This window comes from Mesorhizobium sp. Arg314 (genome assembly GCF_053714275.1).
Genome location: NZ_JBSKBP010000012.1, coordinates 119,669 through 141,043 on the forward strand (window position 1 = coordinate 119,669; position 21,375 = coordinate 141,043).

The 21,375-nt window shown below is 59.2% G+C and carries 14 protein-coding genes and 1 pseudogene; 6 read left to right on the forward strand and 9 right to left on the reverse strand.

Features of this window, described 5'->3' with window-relative positions; translation table 11 throughout:
• Positions 1-162: 162 nt before the first annotated feature.
• The 4 genes from ACWGS9_RS15415 to ACWGS9_RS15430 form a co-directional block, all read right to left on the reverse strand.
• Positions 163-1,224, reverse strand: coding sequence for a helix-turn-helix domain-containing protein (locus tag ACWGS9_RS15415; RefSeq protein WP_454506059.1), 1,062 nt, complete (start codon positions 1,222-1,224; stop codon positions 163-165).
• A complete protein-coding gene (locus ACWGS9_RS15420; protein WP_454506060.1) occupies positions 1,200-2,348 on the reverse strand; it encodes a type II toxin-antitoxin system HipA family toxin in 1,149 nt (382 codons plus the stop codon). The genes ACWGS9_RS15415 and ACWGS9_RS15420 overlap by 25 nt, the downstream gene beginning before the upstream one ends.
• Before the next feature lie 416 nt (positions 2,349-2,764).
• On the reverse strand, positions 2,765-2,896 hold the full coding sequence (locus tag ACWGS9_RS15425) for a hypothetical protein (RefSeq protein ID WP_454506061.1): 132 nt from the start codon (positions 2,894-2,896) through the stop codon (positions 2,765-2,767).
• Between the two features lie 10 nt (positions 2,897-2,906).
• Positions 2,907-3,377 (reverse strand): hypothetical protein, encoded by a 471-nt coding sequence (locus tag ACWGS9_RS15430; RefSeq protein WP_454506062.1) that lies wholly within the window; start codon positions 3,375-3,377, stop codon positions 2,907-2,909.
• A gap of 709 nt (positions 3,378-4,086) precedes the next feature.
• On the opposite strand from ACWGS9_RS15430, the gene ACWGS9_RS15435 reads away from it, so the two are divergent.
• Positions 4,087-6,513, forward strand: coding sequence for a patatin-like phospholipase family protein (locus tag ACWGS9_RS15435; protein ID WP_454506063.1), 2,427 nt, complete (start codon positions 4,087-4,089; stop codon positions 6,511-6,513).
• A gap of 36 nt (positions 6,514-6,549) precedes the next feature.
• On the opposite strand, the gene ACWGS9_RS15440 is transcribed toward ACWGS9_RS15435, so the two are convergent.
• The gene (locus tag ACWGS9_RS15440; protein ID WP_454506064.1) at positions 6,550-8,463 is read right to left on the reverse strand and encodes an ATP-binding cassette domain-containing protein; all 1,914 of its coding nucleotides are present in this window, start codon (positions 8,461-8,463) and stop codon (positions 6,550-6,552) included.
• 627 nt (positions 8,464-9,090) lie between these two features.
• Here ACWGS9_RS15440 and ACWGS9_RS15445 point away from each other — a divergent pair.
• From ACWGS9_RS15445 to ACWGS9_RS15455, 3 genes are all read left to right on the forward strand, one after another.
• The gene (locus tag ACWGS9_RS15445; protein WP_454506065.1) at positions 9,091-9,897 is read left to right on the forward strand and encodes a hypothetical protein; all 807 of its coding nucleotides are present in this window, start codon (positions 9,091-9,093) and stop codon (positions 9,895-9,897) included.
• Between the two features lie 735 nt (positions 9,898-10,632).
• The gene (locus ACWGS9_RS15450; protein ID WP_454506066.1) at positions 10,633-11,565 is read left to right on the forward strand and encodes a hypothetical protein; all 933 of its coding nucleotides are present in this window, start codon (positions 10,633-10,635) and stop codon (positions 11,563-11,565) included.
• A gap of 45 nt (positions 11,566-11,610) precedes the next feature.
• Positions 11,611-12,765 (forward strand): hypothetical protein, encoded by a 1,155-nt coding sequence (locus ACWGS9_RS15455; protein WP_454506067.1) that lies wholly within the window; start codon positions 11,611-11,613, stop codon positions 12,763-12,765.
• Positions 12,766-12,793: 28 nt separating this feature from the next.
• On the opposite strand, the pseudogene ACWGS9_RS15460 reads toward ACWGS9_RS15455, so the two are convergent.
• Positions 12,794-13,096, reverse strand: a pseudogene (locus ACWGS9_RS15460) (hypothetical protein); the annotation flags it as partial.
• 437 nt (positions 13,097-13,533) lie between these two features.
• Here ACWGS9_RS15460 and ACWGS9_RS15465 point away from each other — a divergent pair.
• Together ACWGS9_RS15465 and ACWGS9_RS15470 are read left to right on the forward strand one after the other, a co-directional pair.
• On the forward strand, positions 13,534-14,583 hold the full coding sequence (locus ACWGS9_RS15465) for a DUF2278 family protein (protein ID WP_454506068.1): 1,050 nt from the start codon (positions 13,534-13,536) through the stop codon (positions 14,581-14,583).
• Positions 14,584-14,616: 33 nt separating this feature from the next.
• The gene (locus ACWGS9_RS15470; protein WP_454506069.1) at positions 14,617-15,690 is read left to right on the forward strand and encodes a DUF3616 domain-containing protein; all 1,074 of its coding nucleotides are present in this window, start codon (positions 14,617-14,619) and stop codon (positions 15,688-15,690) included.
• A 169-nt stretch (positions 15,691-15,859) separates the two neighbouring features.
• On the opposite strand, the gene ACWGS9_RS15475 is transcribed toward ACWGS9_RS15470, so the two are convergent.
• From ACWGS9_RS15475 to ACWGS9_RS15485, 3 genes are all read right to left on the reverse strand, one after another.
• Positions 15,860-17,887 (reverse strand): hypothetical protein, encoded by a 2,028-nt coding sequence (locus tag ACWGS9_RS15475; RefSeq protein ID WP_454506070.1) that lies wholly within the window; start codon positions 17,885-17,887, stop codon positions 15,860-15,862.
• A gap of 14 nt (positions 17,888-17,901) precedes the next feature.
• The gene (locus ACWGS9_RS15480; RefSeq protein WP_454506071.1) at positions 17,902-20,487 is read right to left on the reverse strand and encodes a phospholipase D-like domain-containing protein; all 2,586 of its coding nucleotides are present in this window, start codon (positions 20,485-20,487) and stop codon (positions 17,902-17,904) included.
• A gap of 581 nt (positions 20,488-21,068) precedes the next feature.
• Positions 21,069-21,236, reverse strand: coding sequence for a hypothetical protein (locus tag ACWGS9_RS15485; protein WP_454506072.1), 168 nt, complete (start codon positions 21,234-21,236; stop codon positions 21,069-21,071).
• Positions 21,237-21,375: the final 139 nt, after the last annotated feature.

Below are 21,375 nucleotides of genomic sequence, written 5' to 3' on the forward strand. Positions count from 1 at the left end.
TGACCGCGCAGAGAAGTCCAATGCGACCGGATCACTGCTGAGGGCATCGCTCGTGTCACGACAACCATCGTCACGGTCGACGCCCGGGGCGGAACGTGGTTTTGCGCCACGCGATACCGGCTCATTCTTCCCCAAGGCCGGCGTGACGGATGAAAAGCTCGATCACCTCTGTTTCCCAGCCGGTTCCGGGCGCAGCCGCGTCGCTGCGCCTTGTTTGCCGACGGAGCTGTTGAGCAAGCGCTGTACCTCGGCTTCGACGCGGTTTGGCGCGAGGCCGGCCACGCCGAATCTGTCAAAAAGGGACGCAAGCAATGGCGTGAGGCACTCGGCCAGCCGGTCCCCGATGGCATCGGCGGGGATCCTTGCCTCCAGTACCGCCTCGTCGCTTCGCGCAGCGTGGCCCTGGACAATCAGGTCGTTGAGCGGGTTTGCCCACGATCGCAGGACGCGGCCGGTAAGCCCCGTGAACATGGCGCGGAAATGGACTACCACGGAAGCATCCGGACCTTTCCGCAGCAACGAGGCAAGACTTTGCGCATGCAACAAAACCTCGCCCATGCGCCATAGAGGAAGCGTCGTGTCGAGGATGCTTCCAGCCGGGAATGTTTCCTCACCATCCTCCTGATAGCCGCGGATGAGAAACATTTGTCCCGACGGCGCGGCCCGCCAGAAATCGCAGAATGCGGGCCCGCCTAGCCCGCGCTTGATCTCATCGCTTTCGGGTGGAAGCCAGCATTCTATCATTCCATCGATCTCGTATGGTTTGATGGCTTCCCGCGTCGGAATCCAGAATGGCGGCCAACCCGTCTTCCTGACCAAGGCCTTTTGCAGGACAAGTTCGAAGGTGGACGGCTCCAGCGTCTTGAGATCGCCCTCAAGCCAGTAGTCGAACCGGTACCAGCCATTCGGAAAACGCGCCGGCGAATCCTGCGGAAGCGGAGAGACCAGTTCACGCCAGCGTTCGAACGCATCTCGCACAAATCGAGCCTGGGTATCTTCTTCGGAAGGCTCGTCGACCAACCCTACCACGCGCAGAATGTCGAGCGCCTTGGCGAGCGTGAGTGTCGTTTCGCCACGTTCAAACGCCGCCATCGTGGGATGGCTTACACCCGCCAGGGCTGAGTGCTCCTTTTGCGTCAGGCCTTCGGCCTTGCGACGGCGCAGGGCCTCTTCTACCAATCGCTGCCACGCGAGCGGGACTATGGTTCCAGTATTCTCAGGCATGAATTGTCCACGATCTCCTTGAACCTGTGGACGAAACCGTCGGGCGCCTCGGCTTCAGGCGGGCGAATGATGGGCGCGGCCTTCTCCACCTGGCGTTTCAACTGGTTCAATGTCTGGTCGACAGCCCTGTCGGGAAGCCCGATCTCCCTGCCGAAAGCACGAAAAGTCGCCTGATTGGCTGCGTCCAGATGGATCTTCTGGCCACTGATCGACAGCGCCAGGGTCTGGTCGAATCCGTCATAGAGCGCGGTATTGACCACATCATAGGCAGGAGATAGCCGCAGGCCCGTCGGCGTCTCCAGCAGGGAGAAGTTTTTCAGATGGGCATCGCAGTTTCCAACCAGAGTAAACACGATCAGCCGGCTGAAAAACCTCAGCAGGTCGATCGGCGCGCGTGAAGAATGCCGGCGGATGATTGCAGCAATATCCTCATAGGCCGCATCATACTTGCCGGTATAGTCCCGTCCCTTTGGTTTGCCGAGGATCTGGGCGCAGTCTTCCAGACGCAGCTTCTCACCGTTGGCTTTGCGGTCGAAACGGGTGACGATGAGCGCCGTCTCGTCGACGGCGGCGATGAAAGCGGTCTGGAATGCCGTCACGTCCCTTTCCCCGAGAACAGCTGCGGCCCACCTCAGGCTCAGGAGTTCGTTGCGAACGAGACTGTCTATCCGGTCCGAATTGAATTTTGCGATGTAGGGCGCGGATCCCGCAGCAGCTGCGGGAATGAATTTGCTTTCCTCGTCCTTGGTCACGAGCAGCTTCCTTTGAACGCCGGAGACCGTGCGTCCGGGCGTGGCCGTTGCCTCGGTGATTTCGGGAAGCTTCGCGGCATCCTCAGGCGGCCGGATGCTGACCGCCCCGATACAGTCGCGGCCGTAACGAAGCAGCAGCCCGAGATCGTCTTCTTCAAGGAGATGCGCCGACCGGGCCTGTTGCTCGCGAAGCCATCCCTCCGGCCCCAGGTGCTGGAAGAATGGGTGCAAACCGCCCTGCCATTCGTGCTCGCGCTGGGTGGAAGGCAAGCAACAGGCGATATCGCCTTTATTCCAGCCCGGATGGTAGGCAAAGCGCGTTCCGCCGTTGGCCGTTTCCACCAACGAGCCAGCGGTTTCGTCCTTGAACAAAATGTCAGCGCTTCTCAACACCATTCAGCTTGGCCTTCACTTTCGGTTTGCAGCATTGTTTTCAAGGATAGAAACTCATTCATAGCTGCAATATGGTTGCCGATCGTTAAAAAATCAATCTATGGCTTAATTCTTTTAATCCTAGAAAAATTCTGAAGCCATAATTTCAAGTTTTTGACCAATTCCATGGCAAAATCCCTCCTGTGGAGCCAAGAGAGAGAAAAACCCTACCGCAGCAGGCCGATACGATCATGCCGCCAGCCGTCATCACGACAGGACCGTTCGGATCGCCGGCCGCCAAATACCACCGAGGCTTGAACCGACCGGCGCGCACCACGAAAGCCCTCGTAGGCCATCGGCCTGCGGGCATTGGAAATTTCACTTGCGGCGCGCGAAAACGGCGCCAAGCCTCGCAGCTACTTCTTTACATGCTGCTTCTGCGCGCGGGCATCCTTTTCGGATTTCAAACTCGCGCCAGAGCCGGCAACTCCTGCGGCCTTTGGCTTGGGCGCCTGCTTCTTCGGATCAGCCTGGTCTTTTTTCGCCATGACGAGCTCCTTACCAAATCCTCAGAAAGAAATACGCTGCGTGAAGCGCGATGCCGGTCGCCAGACAATAGGAAGCCCACAACAGGGCGTCAGCACGGCGATCATTGACCTTGCTGTTGCGCTCCGTGGCTACGGAAAAATCCGCAATCCGCAAATCAAAGAACCGCTCGTCGGTCATGCCCTCATGTTCCGGAAACTGCCCGATGACGTCGTCAGGGCTGTTCAGCGCCTCAAAATTGGCGACGCGACCTCCCCAGACAATCATCAGGAACCCGCAGAGCATGCTGCCTATCGCAGCGGCAAGCACGACCTTGGTGACCCAAGGCAGGTTTCCTGATCTATCGGCGATGTAAATGATAAACGCGGAATAGAACGTGATCAAAGACAACAGCCTGCCCGAGTGCTGATTGAGAGTGCCTTCGCGCGAGTTCTCTTGATCGTAAAGGAGTCTGAAAAAATCATACTGCCCCTGCGTGGCCATGGCACCCTCGCTTCGTATGACTTGCTCATCGCTGGACGCAAGTGTCCAGAACTTGCGAGGTTTGCTGCAAGCCCAGAACAAGCAATCTTGCTCCAACTCAAGTATAAATTTCAACAGGCTCCGACAGTAATTGACATGTTTCTTTTGCAGGCTTAACCATTGGCCTCTGGCACACCAATCCAACGATGGCGTTCGAGCTTCCGCGCTGCGCTGATTCTGATGACGGGGCAGGTCGCTCGACACCATGGTTGACGTCAGGAATTCCCGCCATGGATCATCCCGGCCCTCGGAACGAACAAACCGGTCTCTACAATTGGCTGGGGACGAATGCGAGGCGCTTCGTTCGCTGGTGGCGGAGGTTTGACGCCTTTGTAAACCAGCCGCTGCCCAGAGGCCGGGCGTGGTACTGGACCTGCGTCGCGCCAGATGGGTACGCGTGGTTTGTGCCGGTCCTGTCGGCCATGTTGATCGCGGCCATGGCCCTTGGCCCCACAATTCGGTTCGTGCCCGCCACAGTCGCGCTGCTAGCCCTTGGACTCCTGCTGCTTCTAGCGTTGCATATCGCCGCGTGGTTTCAACCATGGGTCCAGAGAAATCTGCTTGCCGGGCAACTCGCGATCCTCGTGATCCTCGTCACGCCACTGCTCGTTCTGGCCCGCCCGAAACCTACAATGAGCATTCGGGGGCCCTGCGCCTGCATGTCGGCATCGTGATCACCATCATCGTAGTCGTCGCGCTTGCTGCAGCAAGGTGGGTGGCCGCGCGGTTGTTCAGCGTTGTCGGAAGAAACGACCTCTCCCGGGCGCTTCCCAAGGTCGAGTTGTTTCCGCCAACGGATCGGTATGACTTCATAGGCACCAGCCCCACGGCCGCGCTGGTTTCGGCGTGGCTCATCGTGCCGGTCCGTTACCCGGTTGAGCTTCTTTTGCCCGGATCGCTGCTCGTGCTGTTCGTGCCCGACCGTTTTCTGTGGTCGGTATTTGTCATCGTCGGCTTCCTGGTGTGGTCGGCACTCTTCCTTGGCATGCTCTTCGAGAGATTGATGGAGGTTCTCAAAACCATCGGTCGTCTCTTTTTCGTCGGGCCACAACTCGCCATCAGCCTGCTCGTCATTGTCGTTGCCCTGGCGCGTTTGGCAGACGTTCATTACGTCACATACCTGTTCAATGCCGGTAGCGGTGGCTACGGCAACACCAAGATCATGGCCTATCTCGCGCTGTCGTATGTGGGGGCTTGGTACTACGCATTCTGGTGCGATCAATTTGCGGCGCGCAGGGTCATTTGCCTGCTTGGCGGCAGCGAATGCTCCGACCCGCCGTTTGAGGTGAGGTATCGCTATGACGGGAGGCCGAACCTCAGTCCGATCAAAGAGGAAGACCGTATCATTGCGCTTCACGGAGCCGGGCGACTAAAAATTCAGGGCGAGTACAAGGAGGGATACGAGGCCCGGGGGATTGCCTTGCAATTCCAGACCCCTTCCGAACTGCTCGAAATTTTTCGCAGACAGATCGAGCAGATGCCGCAAACAAAGTCGCTGGTCTCCGATCCGCTACCGAGCGTGCGCGACTTCCAACGCTCGGCCCGGGTCTTTCCGGTGATTACCAGCGCGCTTGCGTTCCTGCTGATAGCGGGGCCATCACTGCTGTCCTTTTTCTACGCGGCGCAGCCGGCGGAGCTCGAAATCCACCTGACTACGGCAAGGAATCTCAATCCCGCAAGTTTCCTGCTGTCTGACAGCCCGGCGACGGGCGTTTGCCCACCGCTAGGCCCGAACGATGCCAGGATCGCGGTGGTGGCCTCAGGCGGCGGCACACGTGCTGCGATATACACTGCATCGGTGCTACGCGGCATCGCAGAACAGGGCAAGATATGCAACGTGGTTCTCGTCAGCGGCGTATCGGGCGGCAGCGCCGCTCTGGCTTATTTCGCCTTGCATGAGGGCGAATTACGGCGGCCCGGCTCACTTGATGAAGTATCTTGGGGAAAGTTCTCTGACGTCATGGCAAGCCCTTTCATCGAGGATGTCCTGGATCGGGCGAGCGATTTGAGGACAACTTTTGGAAGGCGAAGCTGGCAACCCGCGGCGTGCGATGAAAGCCCTCAGCAAAATGAGCAAGTTTCCGGCTGGATGCCGGCAAGGAGCCGGTTGGGCAACATTCTGGCGGAGTCTTTTGTCTGCAAGATGGGTGCAGCAGCAATGGGAGCCCCCCATTTTGGCTTGATGCTGAATACGTCGTTGCTAGGCTCGTTCGACGCAAAATCCTGCAACGCCACAAATCTTCCACTGCCGGAACTCATTTCCAAATGCGGCAGCGTGCTCGACGGCGGCGTGGCCGGCGGGCGGTTGGTGCTGACGAACCTCCTGGCGCCAAAGCAAGGGGGGGCTGACCCATCATCCGTAATGAAGATCGTTCCCCTCGATGATGAAAACATCTCAATCGCACGTGCAGCCGCGCTAAGCGCGAATTTTCCGCCGGTGTTCTCTGACGCCGCTATCGATGTGGTGCCCGAGGGACAGCGCTATGGCGGGCAGCGCTATTGGGTTACCGATGGCGGCGCCGTCGAAAACCGCGGTGCAATGACTCTCTATCTGTTTATTCGGGATGCGGTGAAGCATCTGACGAAATCTTCACGTCTGGCCCCGCTTCGTATCGTGATCGCCGACGTGACGGCATCAGCGGGAGCCTACGAGGAGAGCTTCGGCTTCAATTCGGTGCTCGGGGCGGGCGGACAACTCGGCCTAGGAATGGAAGGAGAGGTGTTTTCCGACATAAAGGACACGTACTGCGACCATGGTTCGGTCGCCACTGTCCATGAGATTCCCATGCCGAAAGTCCTGCGCGACGGAATTGGCACCCACTGGCTGCTTCCGGGGTCATTGACCTTCACTTTTCCCGACCAGGCTGCACGGACGCTGTACGCGGCCGACGTGCAGGAACTCGTTCTCGCATTGCATAGCAAGAGCAGTCGCGAGTTTGATCACCCTGACGACGCCAACACGGTGCTCGAGTGGGCCAAAGAAGATCCCATCCACAACAAAAACTGGAACGACTTTCTAGAGGTGCTTTCGACCAACAATCCACACGACCTCACCTGCGATAGGCAGCCAAAAGGCGGCGCCGTTTTTCTCCAGTAGTGCATTGCGCACCGATCGGCGACAAGCGGCCAATCCTCAGCCACCCGCCTGCCGCATGGCCTCGGCCTGAAGCCGGGCGTAGACTCCTTTTTGCGCAAGAAGGTCTGCGGGACTGCCTTGTTCGACTACGCCGTTCGGGCCCAACACGACGATATGCGAAGCAATTCCGGCGAAGACCAGCTTGTGGCTGATGAGGAGCACGGTCTGCCTGGTCGCCTGCCAGTGCTTTTCGATCGCCGGTGCGATATCCGACATCGTGAATACGTCAACGCCTGCCATTGGCTCATCCAGGACGAGGATTTCCGCCTGGTCCAATAGGATACGTGCTGCTGAAAGCCGCTGGGTCTCGCCTCCGGAGAGGTTCTTGGCATCCCACCTTAGCCGCCCGGTCCCTCCCGGCTTCAGATTTACCATGTCGAGTACACGTTCCAGCTCGGCGTCCGAGAATTCGACTGCCTCAGACGCAAGCCGAAGGTTTTCCTCGATCGTGCCGTCGAGGATCTGATCGAGCTGCGGGGCGTAGCTCATGGCCCGGAGAAGGTAGCGGGAAGACCAGTCGGGCAACGGGGATCCGCCAATGTTCACAATGCCGCTGTCGGCTTTCAGAAAGCCGAGGCAAAGCCTGCCAAGCGTGGTTTTTCCGCAGCCCGAAGGGCCAAGGATGAGCGTGGTGGAATTTGCTGGAATGGTCAGATTGAAATCGTGCAAAACTGCCTTGGCAGAGCCAGGGGGCGTGTATTTGACCTGGTCGAGGATGATGGGACATCCCACTATCCACCCGTCCGATCTGCCATCGTCAGCGGAACCTTCCTTGACTCCGAGAACAGCAACGAACGAGGCTACCACCGCCTCGCTACGTCGGATCGCGTCATAGCCACTGATCAGTTCGCGCGCCGGCGCCAGCAGCGTTCCATAAAACGTTATTGCGAAAATGACTGGAACAAGGGGAGTACCCCTATCATCCGGGGTTGTTATGAACTGCGGAAGGTTGATCGCCAGGGCAATGATCAGTCCGAGGAGAAGGAGTTGGCCCCATTTGTTGATGAGATCCTGAATGGCGGCGTACCGGCTCTCGACGCCGTCGGTGTTCGCCTGCAACAGGGCGACCGAGCCGACCAAATCCTGCAGGACGGCCTTGTAACGGTCCGCCTTGTCGAAGGCCAGGAGGACCTCGCGTGCGTTGAGCAATTCGGTGGTGCGGGACTGAAGCTCGTTGACGGAAGTGTCGAGCGACCTGCGGCTTTTCTTGAGTTTGCGTGCAAGCATTTGCGATACGATAACCTGAACCGCAATGATGCAGACGCAGGCTATGGTAATCACCACAACCTTTGCACCACTGGTGGCAATGGCCGATACCAGCGCGAGCAACTGCTGGGCACAAGTGAGAAGGTACGTGTAGGTGTTGCTGACCGAGTCGGCCCCGCGGTTGATGGATGAAGCCAAAGTGACGTTGCCAGTCGCGTAGTCAGGTCTGTCATTTGCCAACGCGATGTCGACCGCGCCGGCCCGGTCGAAACATCGTGCAAAAGCATCGGCGCGCAGCTGGCGATAGATCTCCGAGCTGATCACAGCGCGTGCCCGGCCGCTGACCGCGGCAACGAAGGCTATGACTAAAGCGAGTACGAAGCACGTGAGCAAGGCGCCGACCACGTTCCCCGCCACGCCGGATTGCCAAAGGTACTTTGCGACCGGCGAGGCCGTCTGAGGGAGGTGTTCGAACGAGCCCCAAAGCATATCGCTGCTCAAAGGACTGACGGATGAACGCTCGTTGCCCAGACGGTTGACGATCAGCGAAAGAAGCTCCGCAAAGGTCGTCGCCGCGGCGCCAGTGACAAACCCGGCACCACTCACGATCAACAGGAGAACCCACCTTCTGCGCAGGATGACGCCAGCACTTCGCCGGGTGACCTGTATCAGTTGCCAACCGTGACCTTTGAATAATCTCGTCATGCCCCCTCTCCAGTCTCACGGGAAACCCGCCAGAAATATTACTGCGATCTGCCAGTGATATCCAGCAGGCCAGAACGGCTTGGGACAAAAGAGAGGCTCATCCGCTGAAATTTGCCAGGTCTATTCTATCGTTGGTTTTGGTTCCCGCGCTTGCCTAAAGTGACTGGGTGAGTTCCGTCCAAAGAAAATGCGTTGCGGTCAATGCGAATTTCCGACCTCTGTATTTTTACGCCTCGTGTCAGCATTGGGCACAGGCCGCACTTCCATTCGAAAGAAAGGACACCTGTTCACGCCCGAAACTTGCTTCCCTTGCCTAAGTCATCTCTTCCACCGTGGCATGAATTCGACTAAGGGAAATACCGGGTTCATTGACTAGGAGGCGTTGGGGACCGTGCTCGACAATCCGTGACGGGTTCGCCGCGGGCACGCCGCGGGCATCCAAACGGCTTCGCAAAGAGCAACCGCCGTGGCGACGCGGCGCACGGCGTGCGCCAGCCGCAATCACGAAACAGACAAGGAAGATGTGCGACGCCGCCCGATGCCGGGGTTGTCGGCAGCCCGCGCAACAGGCTGGACATGTCTTAAGGCGATCGAAGAATGCCATTGCTCTTTTGCAACATCGCATGGATGGAGCATTATGCGGGGAGAGATCCCGAGGATCCGCCCAGGGGCGGGGGACGTTTCCCGGAGACCGAGGGCTATTGCGGGGAGGAACTGAACTTCCTTGCCTGCGAAGATGGCTACGTCTATGGCCACTTCGAAACCATAAAGGGCGAAGAGGACCGGCTGGTCAATATCGAGCGTCTGGGGGCCGGCCCCAACGACGAATTCCTTGACGGCGTGGATATTGTCTGGACGGCCCCCGTCGAGGGCCGCGATCCGCGCTGCGTGGTGGGCTGGTACCGCAACGCGCGCATCTACCGTGACCGGCAAAGGTTCAACGGCCAACATCCGTCGACCCGGCACATGGTCGATGAGATCATCAGCTTCCGCGTCAAGGCAAGGACCGAGGATGTCCGGCTGCTGCCGCCCGATCAGCGAGGCAAGACTCTGGAGCGGGGCCCCGGCTGGAGCGGCCAGGTCAGTTGGTGGTACGCGGAGGACTCAAAGAACAGGAAGGCGCAAAGTTTCGTCCGCGCCATCAAGGAGCTTCTTGAGGAACGGTCAAAACCGAATGGACGCAAGCCGGCGGTCGAACGAAACAAGAGGCGAGCCGGCGAAGCCGCTTCCAGCGCCTATTCGCGCTATGTCAGCGCGTATGAAGCAGTCATCAATCCGCGTCATAGCAAGCTGCAGCGGAAATTCGAACGGTGCCTGACAGGTCTCTATCCGGGCGTCGTCTTCCCTCCGACCTTTTGCGACGACCTGCGCTATATTGATGACAGGGGCGAGGAGGTGATGGTTGAGATCAAGCCGACCGACCGACGACCCTGAGGTTAGCGATCCGAGCGGCAATCGGACAACTCCTCGACTACAGGCAGCACCAGCGCTGGACCGGCAAGCAGCTGATCGTCGTTGAGAACCAGGTGACGAACGCCGACGACCGGGCGCTCGCCTTTGACAATGGCTTCGGGCTGGCCTGGCCGAGCAAGGGTAGCGGTTTCACCTTTGCCTGGCCTGATAAGCGGGCGGGAGCCCGGCGCTGAGGTCGCAACCAGGCGCAGAATTTCCCGCAGCCGTGCTCCCCAGCGCACTAAAGTGTTTCATCCCGAGTTTTAATGGTGCACTATTTTCCTAGCGCTTGGTCTTCTTGGCGATCTGGGCCATCCGGCCACGCTCTGCTCTGTCCACATCCACAGCTTGAATCATAACCCAGCCTCACACGGAACCCCCGCCGGCCGATTTTCAAAACGGTCTTTAAGCAAAATGCCGACTTGGCGTGAGCCAAAACCATCCGCCGCCCCGTAAATACCAAATTACGGGGGTGAAATCCGGCAATTACTGAACATTATCGACAAATATTTGCGATACGTACGAAATCACGGCGCCTAATTGACCCATTCAGCGCGGCAATCAAACCATCTATACTCGGGAACCTGTCCCCCAAGGATAGTCTCCTGCGCGATCCTTCAACTTCGTTTACCCCCTCTAGCATTATTTGTCGCTAATGGTACAACTGTTAATATTCAGAGTCGAGTCTGTTTGCCGCCTTCAACACGTAACGCATTGTTGATCGCGCAGATCGCCAGACAATTTTTTCCGATCAACCAAAGGGTTCGTTCCATGCGCCGGATGGTCAAGGTCCTGCTCTTCTCAACCCTCGCGCTGGGAGCGGAGGCGCAAGGTCTTCAGCAGCCCCTGACGCTTGGACCCTTTTTGCGGGTCGAGAAAATCGAAGGGGTTGATGTCAGCGTTCCCTACACGGTGGCGGTGAGCCAGACCAAAACCTCAGTGGAGACCAGGATCGACGCAACGGTCGTTGCCGATTTGAATGACATTGCGGCAAAGATCGGACCCATCCTGGCCGCCCTGCCCCTTCCCAGGGACAATTGCCGATCCTTCAGCGCAACCAATCCGGTGGTGTCGCTTGACCGGTCAACTCTCGGATACCAGTTTGGCCAGGCCGTGCTGGAACTGACGGGATCGATAGTCCTTTGGGCCTGCGTCGAGAATCCGGTCCACAAAACCAAGCTCGATATGCAGGTGAAGGATATTGGCTTCGGCGTGAAGACGAAGGTCCCCGTCGTCGTCGACATGGGACCGGGAGACCCCACAAAGACGACCATAGGCTCGCAGCCGTTTGAAGCGACATTGCCAGCGACCCTGGTCGTCCCGCAGGCAAATTCAATAGCGCTGCAGTTCGGACGGCCCGATATCAAGCTTGGCGGCCAGTATGCATCCATCACCAACGGCGTGCTCTCCCTGGCGGGGATCGACATCAACGCCGAGGCCGGCAAAGCGCTTCAGCGCGCGATCAACCCGGACGACCTGCGCCAGGCAGTCCCATCCATCGAAGGCATTGAGCCCAAGGCTTCGCCGGCGCAGTTTGTCGAGAAAGAGGGGCACCTTGCCGCGCAGATCGAAGTGTCGGCCGTCGTCGACGGCTCGGCTGCCCTCAAGCTGTTCAAGGCGCTTATCGCAGCCATCTTGAAGGGACATTGAAAGGTCCTCCTCCTTTCGGATTTGTCGACCGGCGAGGTTTGAATCATGACGCACGAAACAGAAGCCAGCGATGGTGACCGGCAAACCAACCGAGCCGGTTTGCATTTGGCTGCTGGCGCGCGGGCGCGCGCCGGCACGATAGCGCTTCCGGTCATAGGCGCGCTGTTCGGGTCGCAGGCCTTCGTGCTGGGCAAGACCATCGTGCGCGCCTTCAATTTCCTGTCCCCCGGTGCCAGGCCAAATGCGACATCGGAGGCGCAGGCAGGGCTGCTTACCATCGGTATCGGATTGCTTGTCGTTGTCGCCGCGAAGGCCTTGCTGTCAAAACGCGATTCCGAAGCCAACGACCATCTCGTGGCGACGACCGCGACCACGGTCATCGCGGGAGCATTCTCCATCCTCAAGGAAATAAGCGATCCGCAAGCCGCAGGCCCGGTGTGGGCTTATGCGATTTATGTCGCGGCAGTGGCGCTCTTGTTCGTCGTCCCGACATTTGCGCTGCCCGGCGCCTCGACCAAGAGCGCCGCTGAGCTTTATGCGCGCAGCGCGATCGCGGCGCTAGCCGGTCTTCTGGTTGGAACAGTCATTCAAGTCTTCGTCGCCGTCCTGCCAGGAATCTGGTTCCCTAAAGGCACCGCGCTCGATGGCCAGCAGGCGCCCTTCTTTCAGGTGGCACCCATGGGGATTGGCCTTTTGATGCCTGCCTGGGCGCTGGTGGCGTTCGATCCTGCCTTGAGGCCGTTCGTCTGGGCGGAGACATCCCGGGCAAGGAGGGGCTTGTGGACTTCTATCTACGTGGCATTGGCTGTCATCCTGTGTCTGCTCTACGGGCTGGCGGCAGACCACGGCAATGTCGTGGTGCTCCTTTTGATGCTGCCCTCCCTGCTGGCGATCGGCCTGGTCCTCTGGTTTACGAGGCTGGGCGAGACGGTGCGGAAGGAGGATCGTCTCGCGGGACCGCGAGGTCCGGTCGTTCTGGTTTCGCGGTCGTTCGCCTCGGTCTGGCCGGCGGTTCTGGCAGCAGGATCGCTCGCCGGTTGCGCCTCAGCCTGTGCGCTGCTGCTTCTGCAGGGCCTGCCGCCGGCGAGGATCCCTGCGGTCATCTTCGTTACCGCTCATCTTGCAGCCTCCGCGGGCGCGGCCCTGGCTTTCGGTGTCGGGGCGATCGCATCGCCAGGGGAGCGTTCCAACCGCGCATAGCCAGGACTTCAGGACTTCCGTCGTCGCCTCAGGCTGTACCCGAAGACTGCTCCGGATCAAAACCGCTCGCAACCCCTGGGGATCTATCGAAGCATGCGCGCGAGTAAGGCTTGCTGCGATCGAAAGCTGGTGCCGTGAAGAACTGGATCGGGTCGGTGTCTTCGATGATCCGGCCTTCGTCCATCATCACCACGCGATCGGCGACCTCGCGGGCGAAGCTCATTTCATGGGTGACGGCGATCATGGTCATGCCCTCGCGCGCGAGCTCCTTCATCACCTCCAGCACGTCGCCCATCATCTCGGGATCGAGGGCGCTGGTCGCCTCGTCGAACGCGTCACCTGTTCCAGTCGTGGCAAGACAGGCATCTCGATTTCTTGCCCTTTCCGTTCGACAAGGAGCTCAACGGCTGGATATTTTCGAAGGTGGTTAGGTTGGAGCAGCCTTGTACCTGCAAGGGGGCGCTGGGGGAGCCGCGACTTTGTCGGCTGAGGCATCCTGATTGAGAGCGGCAGTCGCGCCGGCGGACAGATTTGACAGATCGGGCTTGAAAAGCCTGCGCACGCCGGGCAATTTCGACTTCGTCAACTTCACAGCATCGTTTTGTGATAGCCGCCGCGCATCTCAACCGCCAGAGCGGCAAGGCAGCTCTCAGTAACGTGATCACTTCGACATCATCAAAAAAGGAAACAGGACTGGCAAAGAGTGGGCCACTCATTCTATTGCTGCTTATTGCCAGCATCAATAAATTCTTGGGGGGAGACAAGTAGATGGCCAAGCGCAAATACGGCGTCTTGCGGGGGAAGGTAGTTGCCACCGCCGAAGAGCACAACCAGTCATCGCCGCACTATCAGATCATGGTCATGTCGAACGGCACGCCCTGGCGGATCGCCGTCAATATCCAATCGACGGATACTTCCGGCGGCCCCGACAAGGCTATCGTTCTGTACAAGGTCGATGAGGACTTTCGACATCCCACACTCGAGACTGTGAAGAAGCTCCCGGACGGTTTCAGCGCGCTGCCGGTCGGCCCCGAAAGCGGGGCACTCGATTACATTCGCGGCAACCTTTTTGATCCCTCCGATATGCGCCTGCTGCCCCCGGATTCTTCCGATGGTAATGATCTGAATACGGTTCTGGATGCTCATGTTCAGCGCGCGAAGTCCGAGCAGGACGCAGTGATCTTTTCCTTCGGCCAGCCCTGGGGTCCTGAGAACAAGCCGGACAAGACGTTCAAGTTCAAGCCCAACCAAGGCGTGCACGACATTCACATGAACCAGGGCAACCCGGTTGCGGGCGGCCACGCCGGCGACAACGGTGTGTGGCAAGACGGCGGGGTTCTGATGTGGTTTCCCAGCTCGGACCGCTGGGTGGCGATTTTCCTCGCATTCCAGAGCCAGTCCTGGCACACGGATGACAGGACCGGAATGCCAATTGCGGGCAGCACCGGCGCCGAGGCCGATCAGTTTGATGACCAGCATCGCCGCTTGCCCGATCAACAGCAAGCTGCGGCAGCAGCCGAGATTGTTGCCGTGCGGTTGAAACAAGGCGGCGGGCAAGGCACGGCCGTGATGCTGCTCAACACCAGCAGCGGCGTTGTCGACCTTTCCGAGTGGTCAGTCGCCACGTCCAAGCAGGACAGGCTGGCACTGGACGGCAGTCTAGCGACCGGTGCGACGCTGGACGTACAGGTGCCTGCCAGCTTTTTCCGCAAGGGCGGCGGGAGTCTGACGCTTCTCGATGGCCAGGGTCTCAAGGTAGACGGCGTCACCTACCCAGCATCCGGGGGCGCTCGGCGCGGCTGGATCAAGGTTGCCTGAGTCACACGGGGTTTGACCTGAAGGGAGGCGGCTTTGCCACAGGATGGATCTATTGCCCAACCGGCGGGACATCTGCGGCTTCACTTCGACGAGGACAGGCACGCCAAGGGCCCTCGCAACCTTTCAGCGGTTGAGCAGATTGGCTCGACGCTGTGGTTAGGCTCTGACGAGGGTTCGTATCTCGATCGGCTGTCAACGGCCGATCACGCGAATTACGACGATCACATGGCCTATGCGCTGAGCGACTTCTTCGACCTACCGGGTGGTTCGGACGGCGAGGTGGACCTTGAAGGACTGGGCGTGGACCGAACTGGAAAGCGGCTTTGGTTCACCGGCTCGCACAGCCTGCGGCGCGAGGTGCCGAAAATCGGCGACGATGGACGGGAGACCGCGCACGCGCTTCGCAACATCAACCGGCAACCCAACCGATTTCTGCTCGGTAGCGTAGGGTTCAATATCGATGCGAATGGCATCGTTGACCTGGTGCCGGGCAGCGGCCAAGCCTTGCCGTTCGACGCAGGCGGCAGTCGGCTCGGCGAGATGCTGGCCAACGATGTGCTTATCGGCCCGTTCCTCGCGATCCCCGCCAAGGAGAATGGGCTGGATATTGAGGGCCTGGCGGTCGATGCCGACATGGTCTTTCTTGGGCTGCGCGGACCGGTCCTGCGCGGCTGGGCGGTCATCCTGCAGCTCAGCCTCGAGCAGACGCAGAAGGGCCTGCTTGAACCGCAGCCACTCACCCAGAAAGGTCGTCGCTACCTCCGCCACCTGATCAACCTGGATGGCCTCGGCATGCGCGACCTTTGCGTATTGAATGATGATTTGCTGGTGCTGGCCGGACCGACCATGGATCTGGACGGACCGATCCGGCTGTTCCGCTGGCGCAACGCGCTTAAGATGACAAGCGATCAGCGTGTGGACGGAAATACTCTGGAGGTCCTCTTCGATATTCCCTGGGGCTTTCGCACCGACCATGCCGAAGGAATTGCTCTCTTTCGCGCTCCCGACCGGGCGGAGCCACGGCTGCTTGTCGTCTACGACAGCCCGGCCAAGAGCCGGCTGCACCAGGGGCACTACTTCGAGGCCGACCTGTTTTCGCTCCGATAGGCCCGAAGGCGGCTAGCGTTCAGAAGGACCCATCTGAAAACGAAGGGCGTGCTCTCGGGGATCAGATATCGACCTTACGCGAATCATAGCGAACCAGCCTCCATTGGATCAGATCCGCGCCCCTCCCCGCCAGAAGTTGATCCGCTGATCCGGTGCTGGCGTCAGAGTGCTAGAACTTGGGCAAGCTAATCTTTGGCGGTGGGATTTTCGGCAACTCGATTTTCGGAAGCTCGATTTTCGGGCAGGGATTGTGAGCGCATAAGTCACCAGCGCCCTTTGCGATTTTGCCCGGATCGCTGCGTTCAAACGAGCCGGAAGGGTCGGCGACCCACTCCTTAAGCTTCTGCGTGCTTACCTCGTGGCCGATCCTATCAGCCATTTGTTGAGTGAATTTGCCGATAGCGACAAGGAATTTCACAAGCTCATTGTTGGGGCCAAACTCGAGATTGCCCAGAGTCACCGCTGTTGATCCCTCACCCGTGCATGTGCTCTTCCCGGGTTTTGAGACGGCATCCTTGATTTTCGATCGCTGTTTTGCCAGGTCGACCGTGTCCATCGGTGTGGGAGCTTGGGCAAGGGACGAATTGGCTGTCAGTAACCAGCCTCCGGTGGTAGCGACTGCCTTGGTGATTTCGATAGTGGCGTTCAGGTAGCGCCAGGCGGGTTCGACCGTAAGCACTCGATCCTTCGTGGCAACGGTTAAAGGCCTGCCATCCTTGTCGCGGCTATCGATTGTGCGCGGCAAGTCGTCGAAAATCGGGATGGGCGCTATGATCCCAAGATCGACAGGCTGCTCGCGGACAATTCCGACGCTCGGAACCTTCGTCCAGCCGAAATCCGTCTTGGGGGTGCCATCGGTCCTCAGGTCAATCTTTACGGATCCGCAGCTTCCCACAGGCCGCGCGACAAGCACGTGCGTGTTATCAACGTTGTCGACGGTAAAGGTGAGGCCGGCACTCAGATTCGCCGAAGCCTTACCCACCAACCCCATTGTGGTGCCGACACCCCCTCCAATTAGCGGATCGACGTGGACATGGACCTTTGCGTCGGCATCGACGTCGATGCTCGTCTCGATATGTATACCCTTTCCTGGCTCCCAACTCGGAACAAGCCCGGCTAAGAAAGCCCCACCCGTCAGCGAATTGTCGTCGACGAACTCGGCGAAAACGCCGCCCTTTCCGAGAATGTCATCGCTCCAATCCTTTTTTGCGATTTTTCCTTCGATCTTCGTTGATCTGAAGGACAGGCGACGCTCGGCCGGCGGAAGCGTGATGACGCGATCGAGCGCGGAAAGTAAGAGCTGTGAACTGATCCACACGGCTGCATCACTTGCGGGCGTTGAAACAGTGTCGATCCTTGCCCGAATTTCGCTCGTCTGACGCGCCAGATCTTCTTCTGAAATGCCATCCGGCTCCCGCAGCGCATCACTACCGGCGACCGGTGTTTCTGAGGTCAGGAGCCACAACCCGTTCTTGAGGAATAAAGGCAACATTGCTGGGAGCGAGCCAACGAGTTTGATGCTCGGGATGGTGAGCGAGTAGGTGAGCGTGGATCCAAGATCCTTGTTGATGGAGATCGTTCCGGAACGCTCGTCGCCAAGATCAACTGAAATACTATCCTGGATGGGCAGCCTTATCGGTGTGCTGTCGATCATGCTCGCAAGCAGGTTGCTCGAGATGAGATCGGAAGCGAACTTGCCAGCCCTCCAATCTAATCCGTACCATCCAATCTTCGGTACAATTTCGATTGGAATAAGCCGGAATTGGAGTGAAGCGGTCTGCGGATCAGTCTGCTTTGTTCCCGCAAAGACGAGTTCAGCGACAGCTTGGGCTTTCAACGTGACATTGCGGCCCGGCGAAGACGCGGATAAGGCAACCGCAACCTCTACGAAGGTCGATTGCGATCGAATCGTCAGATCGTCGAAGGTGATCGTGACGTCGTCCTTCCGGGACAGAACCGTGGTGCCCTTCAGGGCGCTTGTGAGGACAGACAAGGATTTATTCGATAGGAAGAAGCCGGCCGACCATTTGTCGGGAACAGCTCCCACCGCCTCAACACGTTCTGCGAGCTTTGCTGCCTGCCACTCGAGCTTGGCCCGGTCGCGCGCATATCGGATGCCAGAATTCTCGTGCCATAACCACAACGCGCCAGCCACAATGACCGTGACCAGCATTGCCAAAGCTGTCAGCGATCGCATACCGGCCTCCCCAATCAACGTCCCAGGATTTGAGAAAGCGGAACTGCGACGTAACCGGGATGCGGTGTCGTGTCATTGGCAGCAGTCACGATGATCGGCATCGGCAGCGACTCGTCAATCTTCGTCGGGCCGATCCGGTCCCAGTCATAGAGAAAGACGTCCTGGTAGAACTTCGCAATGTCACGGTCATAGAAGATCAGGCTGGCGTCTCGGTTAAAGCCCGTTCCCGCGGTGGTCCAGTTGTGGCTTCCAATCAACACCGCTTCGCCGTCGATAATGATACCTTTGGTATGACAATTATTTTGTTTGCGGATTTTCGCGGTGTCGAAACCGTAGTCTTTGGCATTGCTGATCGTATCGCGATCATCTGGCCCGAACGAACGGAAGATAATCCGAACTTCACGGCCGGCCCTTTGCTGCGCCAGGAGGGCATCGAGGAGCTTTCGGTAATCGTCACCGACAGTCTTGGTGTTGAAGCTTTGGTTTTGAAAATAGATCGTGCTTTTCGCGGACTGGATGAATGGCAGCACCGTATCGATATAATTGTCGGGCGTAAGGACCGGCTGCACGTCTATGGCACGAGCGTCTGTAACCGGCTGGAAGTAGCGCGGTTTGGCTATGGCTTCATCGGCCGCCAGATCAGCGGGCACCCACACCAGTGGCTCACCAGACACTGTCTCGGGTGCAGCCTTCGCCTCCTCCAGGTCGCGCAGGATATGGGCTTCGAAGAGTTCGCTCAGATCCTTGTCCTCAAGCACCACGTGCCACTCGCGGTTATATAGTCTGAGCGCGTTCGCGTCCGCCTGGTTGGTAAGGGGCGCGACATCGGGCTGGTTCGAACTTTGCCAATTGCCACTCGACAGCCACATCGCCGAGCGGTCGCGAACGGCAACCTTGATGTGGTAGGCGGAATCGAAAATACCGCCCTTGCCCACGCTCGCCGGCGCGAAGCTGAACTTGCTTCCCTTCTCCTCACGTATCTTGTCGACCGCTTCGTAGTCGGTGAAATCGCCCGCATGAACCTTGCCGCCCATCTGCAGGACAAGCGAGATTGTTTCGGCTTTATTTTTGACAGCGTCCAACACGCCGTTGAGCACGTTGACGGCTCCGAAATCGTACATCGCAACGACCAGCGACTTCGTGGTTTCTGCAAGGAACGGCCCCAGGACCGGCCAGCTTGCGTCCGGCCCTGTGTGCAAGGTGAACGTCGTCGATGTGGTGCGCCTTGACAGCGGCAGGTCGGGCCGCTTCTTGTAATTCGTGTGCCAGGTCGCGGGCGCTTCCTCGTCGAGACTAAGTCCCATGAGATCAGCGGTCGAGGCAACCGTAATGTCGGTGCGTACCCCGTTGACGTAGGAGGGCAGCGGCATGACGCCTCGCGACTCGAGCGCGCCGAGGTCAACCTTGCGCTTTACCGCTATCACAACCGCCCGCTGATCGGTGATGGCGCCGTTTTCGAACCTGTAGCCTGGTTTGACGGCGACCACGTCTTCGCGGTTTGCAAGAAGGGCGCGGGCGGCGCGTACGGCAGCGAGCGTCATTTCCTTGTCGGGAGGAGGGCTCCCCGGTGGCGGAGCCGAAGTGTTGGGGCCTGAGCCGGTACGCGCCTGCTGCGCGCTGCCCTGGCTCCACCCGAAGGAAGGAGCCGGTCCCAGGCCACCAGTCGGCGCCGCGGTGAACATCGGCATCGCTGAACCGTCGATTTCGACGGTAATCTTCAGCGGCACGGTGAACGTGATCCCGCTTCGCCCGGAGTTTTGATTGCCGCCCCCGCCGCTATTGTCGGCCATTGTCGTTCCTCCAGTGTTTTCCAGCAACCCGCGAGCACGCGCAAGGCACCGTTTTAGCTGTTCGATTGGGATTGCGTCATTCTCGACGAATTCAACTCCGCGATAATGCAGCGCCACTACCTGCCCGGTGCCAATGTCGATGAGTGGTGACCCAGAGTTGCCGCCCAAAGTGGCGCAAGAATGAGTAATGTTATCGTCGCCAATGCCGAGCAGGTTGCCCACCGCCACCCGCTTCTTGTCGTAGATGCCCCCGAAAATCTTGTTGGCGAGTTGCTGGTCCGAGAACCGGACGTCGCTCGCCGGATATCCGACCACAGCTACCGGCAACTTCGCGGGAGGCAGGTCGTTGGCGAGCTGCAATGTCACTCGGCCGGCGGCCGACTGGCTTTGCGCGAGCTTCAGGAAGGCGATGTCAGGCAGACCGTCAGGTGCAATCCAGACGACTCTCTCGACCGCCACGGGGTCGGTAGCCGCGTTGCCGTATTCCTGAAGGAAGTCGATATTGGCGCCGATCGGCGTGCGCGCGTCAAAGCCCAGCTTGAAGGTGAACCCTGCCCCGCTGGTTTGCGCAAAAAGGCTGGCTACGTGCCGATTCGTCACCACAAGGCTATCGTCGATCACCCAGGCCGTACCGACGAACGGATTATCGAAGTTGCTCACGTCGACACGGCCGATCGAGGCCATGCTGCGATTGAGCAGGGCCGCCTTTGCCGACAGGATCTCTCGCCAGGCGGTCGCTTCGGCGCGAGCGCTGTTGATATCGATAGCGCTGTTCTGGACCAGAAAAACCGGCGTGCCCACGGCGAACACGATCGTCTCGTCGTTGGTAACCGGTGGAGGAGGCTGGGCCGGTCCGCCTGCGCCCAAAGGTGGCGGTCCGCCGGGCCCGGCCGGCCCACCGGCTCCGGGAGGTCCGCCGGTTGGCAATGCTTCGCCAGCCGGCTCTACCCCTTCCTCGACAGGTTGGCGCATTGTCTGAGAGATACCGCCAAATCGCGCGTTTATAGCTTTGGTAGCCTCAGCCACCCATTGGGTTTGCTGACCCTCCTTCTGTATTTGATTTATATTTGCAAGCACCTCCGGCGAACTTGCATCCGCAATTTGCTGTGCTATATTTCGCAGTCTCTGCGAATCGGCGACGGTCATCACTTGCCCCTCCGGTCCAGATACATAGGCAAATTCAAGAAAACCTAGAGCACATTCTCCACACCGTTAGTCGGCGCAGATTTCTGGATGCTTCCATACGATAATTGTAGTTCCCCAGCGGACAGGACAACTTGGAACACAATACATCAATCGTTTCTTAAATACCAGATGTGTTGTAGTGGAGCTCGATGGCGAACTCGGGGCCTTCTTGAAGCGAGCGTTCGTCGGCGGGGCCCCACGCGGGCTTATGGGGCGCGCGGGTCAGTTTCACCGACGATCTCAGAGGCGCTCCCGTCGGACTCGTCCGCCGGCATCACCGCGAGGGTGCCGTCATCAGCGCGGAAGATGACGATGCTAACCATCAGGCTGGATGCGGGGCTGAAGGCGAAGGCGTTGGCTTTTGCGAGAGACATCTTCCGGCTCCTGTTGTCACGCGGGGATCGATCCCCGCGTGACAGGCGCCCGATCAACCTCGGGTGCGCCGTCAGGGGCAGTTAGCCGATCGAGACCGTGGGCCAAGCCACCCCAATTCCTTACGCGGCGGCTATCAGG

Excerpts from the sequence above, each read along its gene's own strand:
- ACWGS9_RS15455 (WP_454506067.1), top strand. The coding sequence starts at position 11,611 with ATGACGCACGAAACAGAAGCCAGCGATGGTGACCGGCAAACCAACCGA.
- ACWGS9_RS15445 (WP_454506065.1), top strand. The coding sequence starts at position 9,091 with ATGGAGCATTATGCGGGGAGAGATCCCGAGGATCCGCCCAGGGGCGGG.
- ACWGS9_RS15430 (WP_454506062.1), bottom strand. The coding sequence starts at position 3,377 with ATGGCCACGCAGGGGCAGTATGATTTTTTCAGACTCCTTTACGATCAA.
- ACWGS9_RS15475 (WP_454506070.1), bottom strand. The coding sequence starts at position 17,887 with ATGCGATCGCTGACAGCTTTGGCAATGCTGGTCACGGTCATTGTGGCT.
- ACWGS9_RS15485 (WP_454506072.1), bottom strand. The coding sequence starts at position 21,236 with ATGTCTCTCGCAAAAGCCAACGCCTTCGCCTTCAGCCCCGCATCCAGC.
- ACWGS9_RS15415 (WP_454506059.1), bottom strand. The coding sequence starts at position 1,224 with ATGCCTGAGAATACTGGAACCATAGTCCCGCTCGCGTGGCAGCGATTG.
- ACWGS9_RS15440 (WP_454506064.1), bottom strand. The coding sequence starts at position 8,463 with ATGACGAGATTATTCAAAGGTCACGGTTGGCAACTGATACAGGTCACC.
- ACWGS9_RS15425 (WP_454506061.1), bottom strand. The coding sequence starts at position 2,896 with ATGGCGAAAAAAGACCAGGCTGATCCGAAGAAGCAGGCGCCCAAGCCA.
- ACWGS9_RS15465 (WP_454506068.1), top strand. The coding sequence starts at position 13,534 with ATGGCCAAGCGCAAATACGGCGTCTTGCGGGGGAAGGTAGTTGCCACC.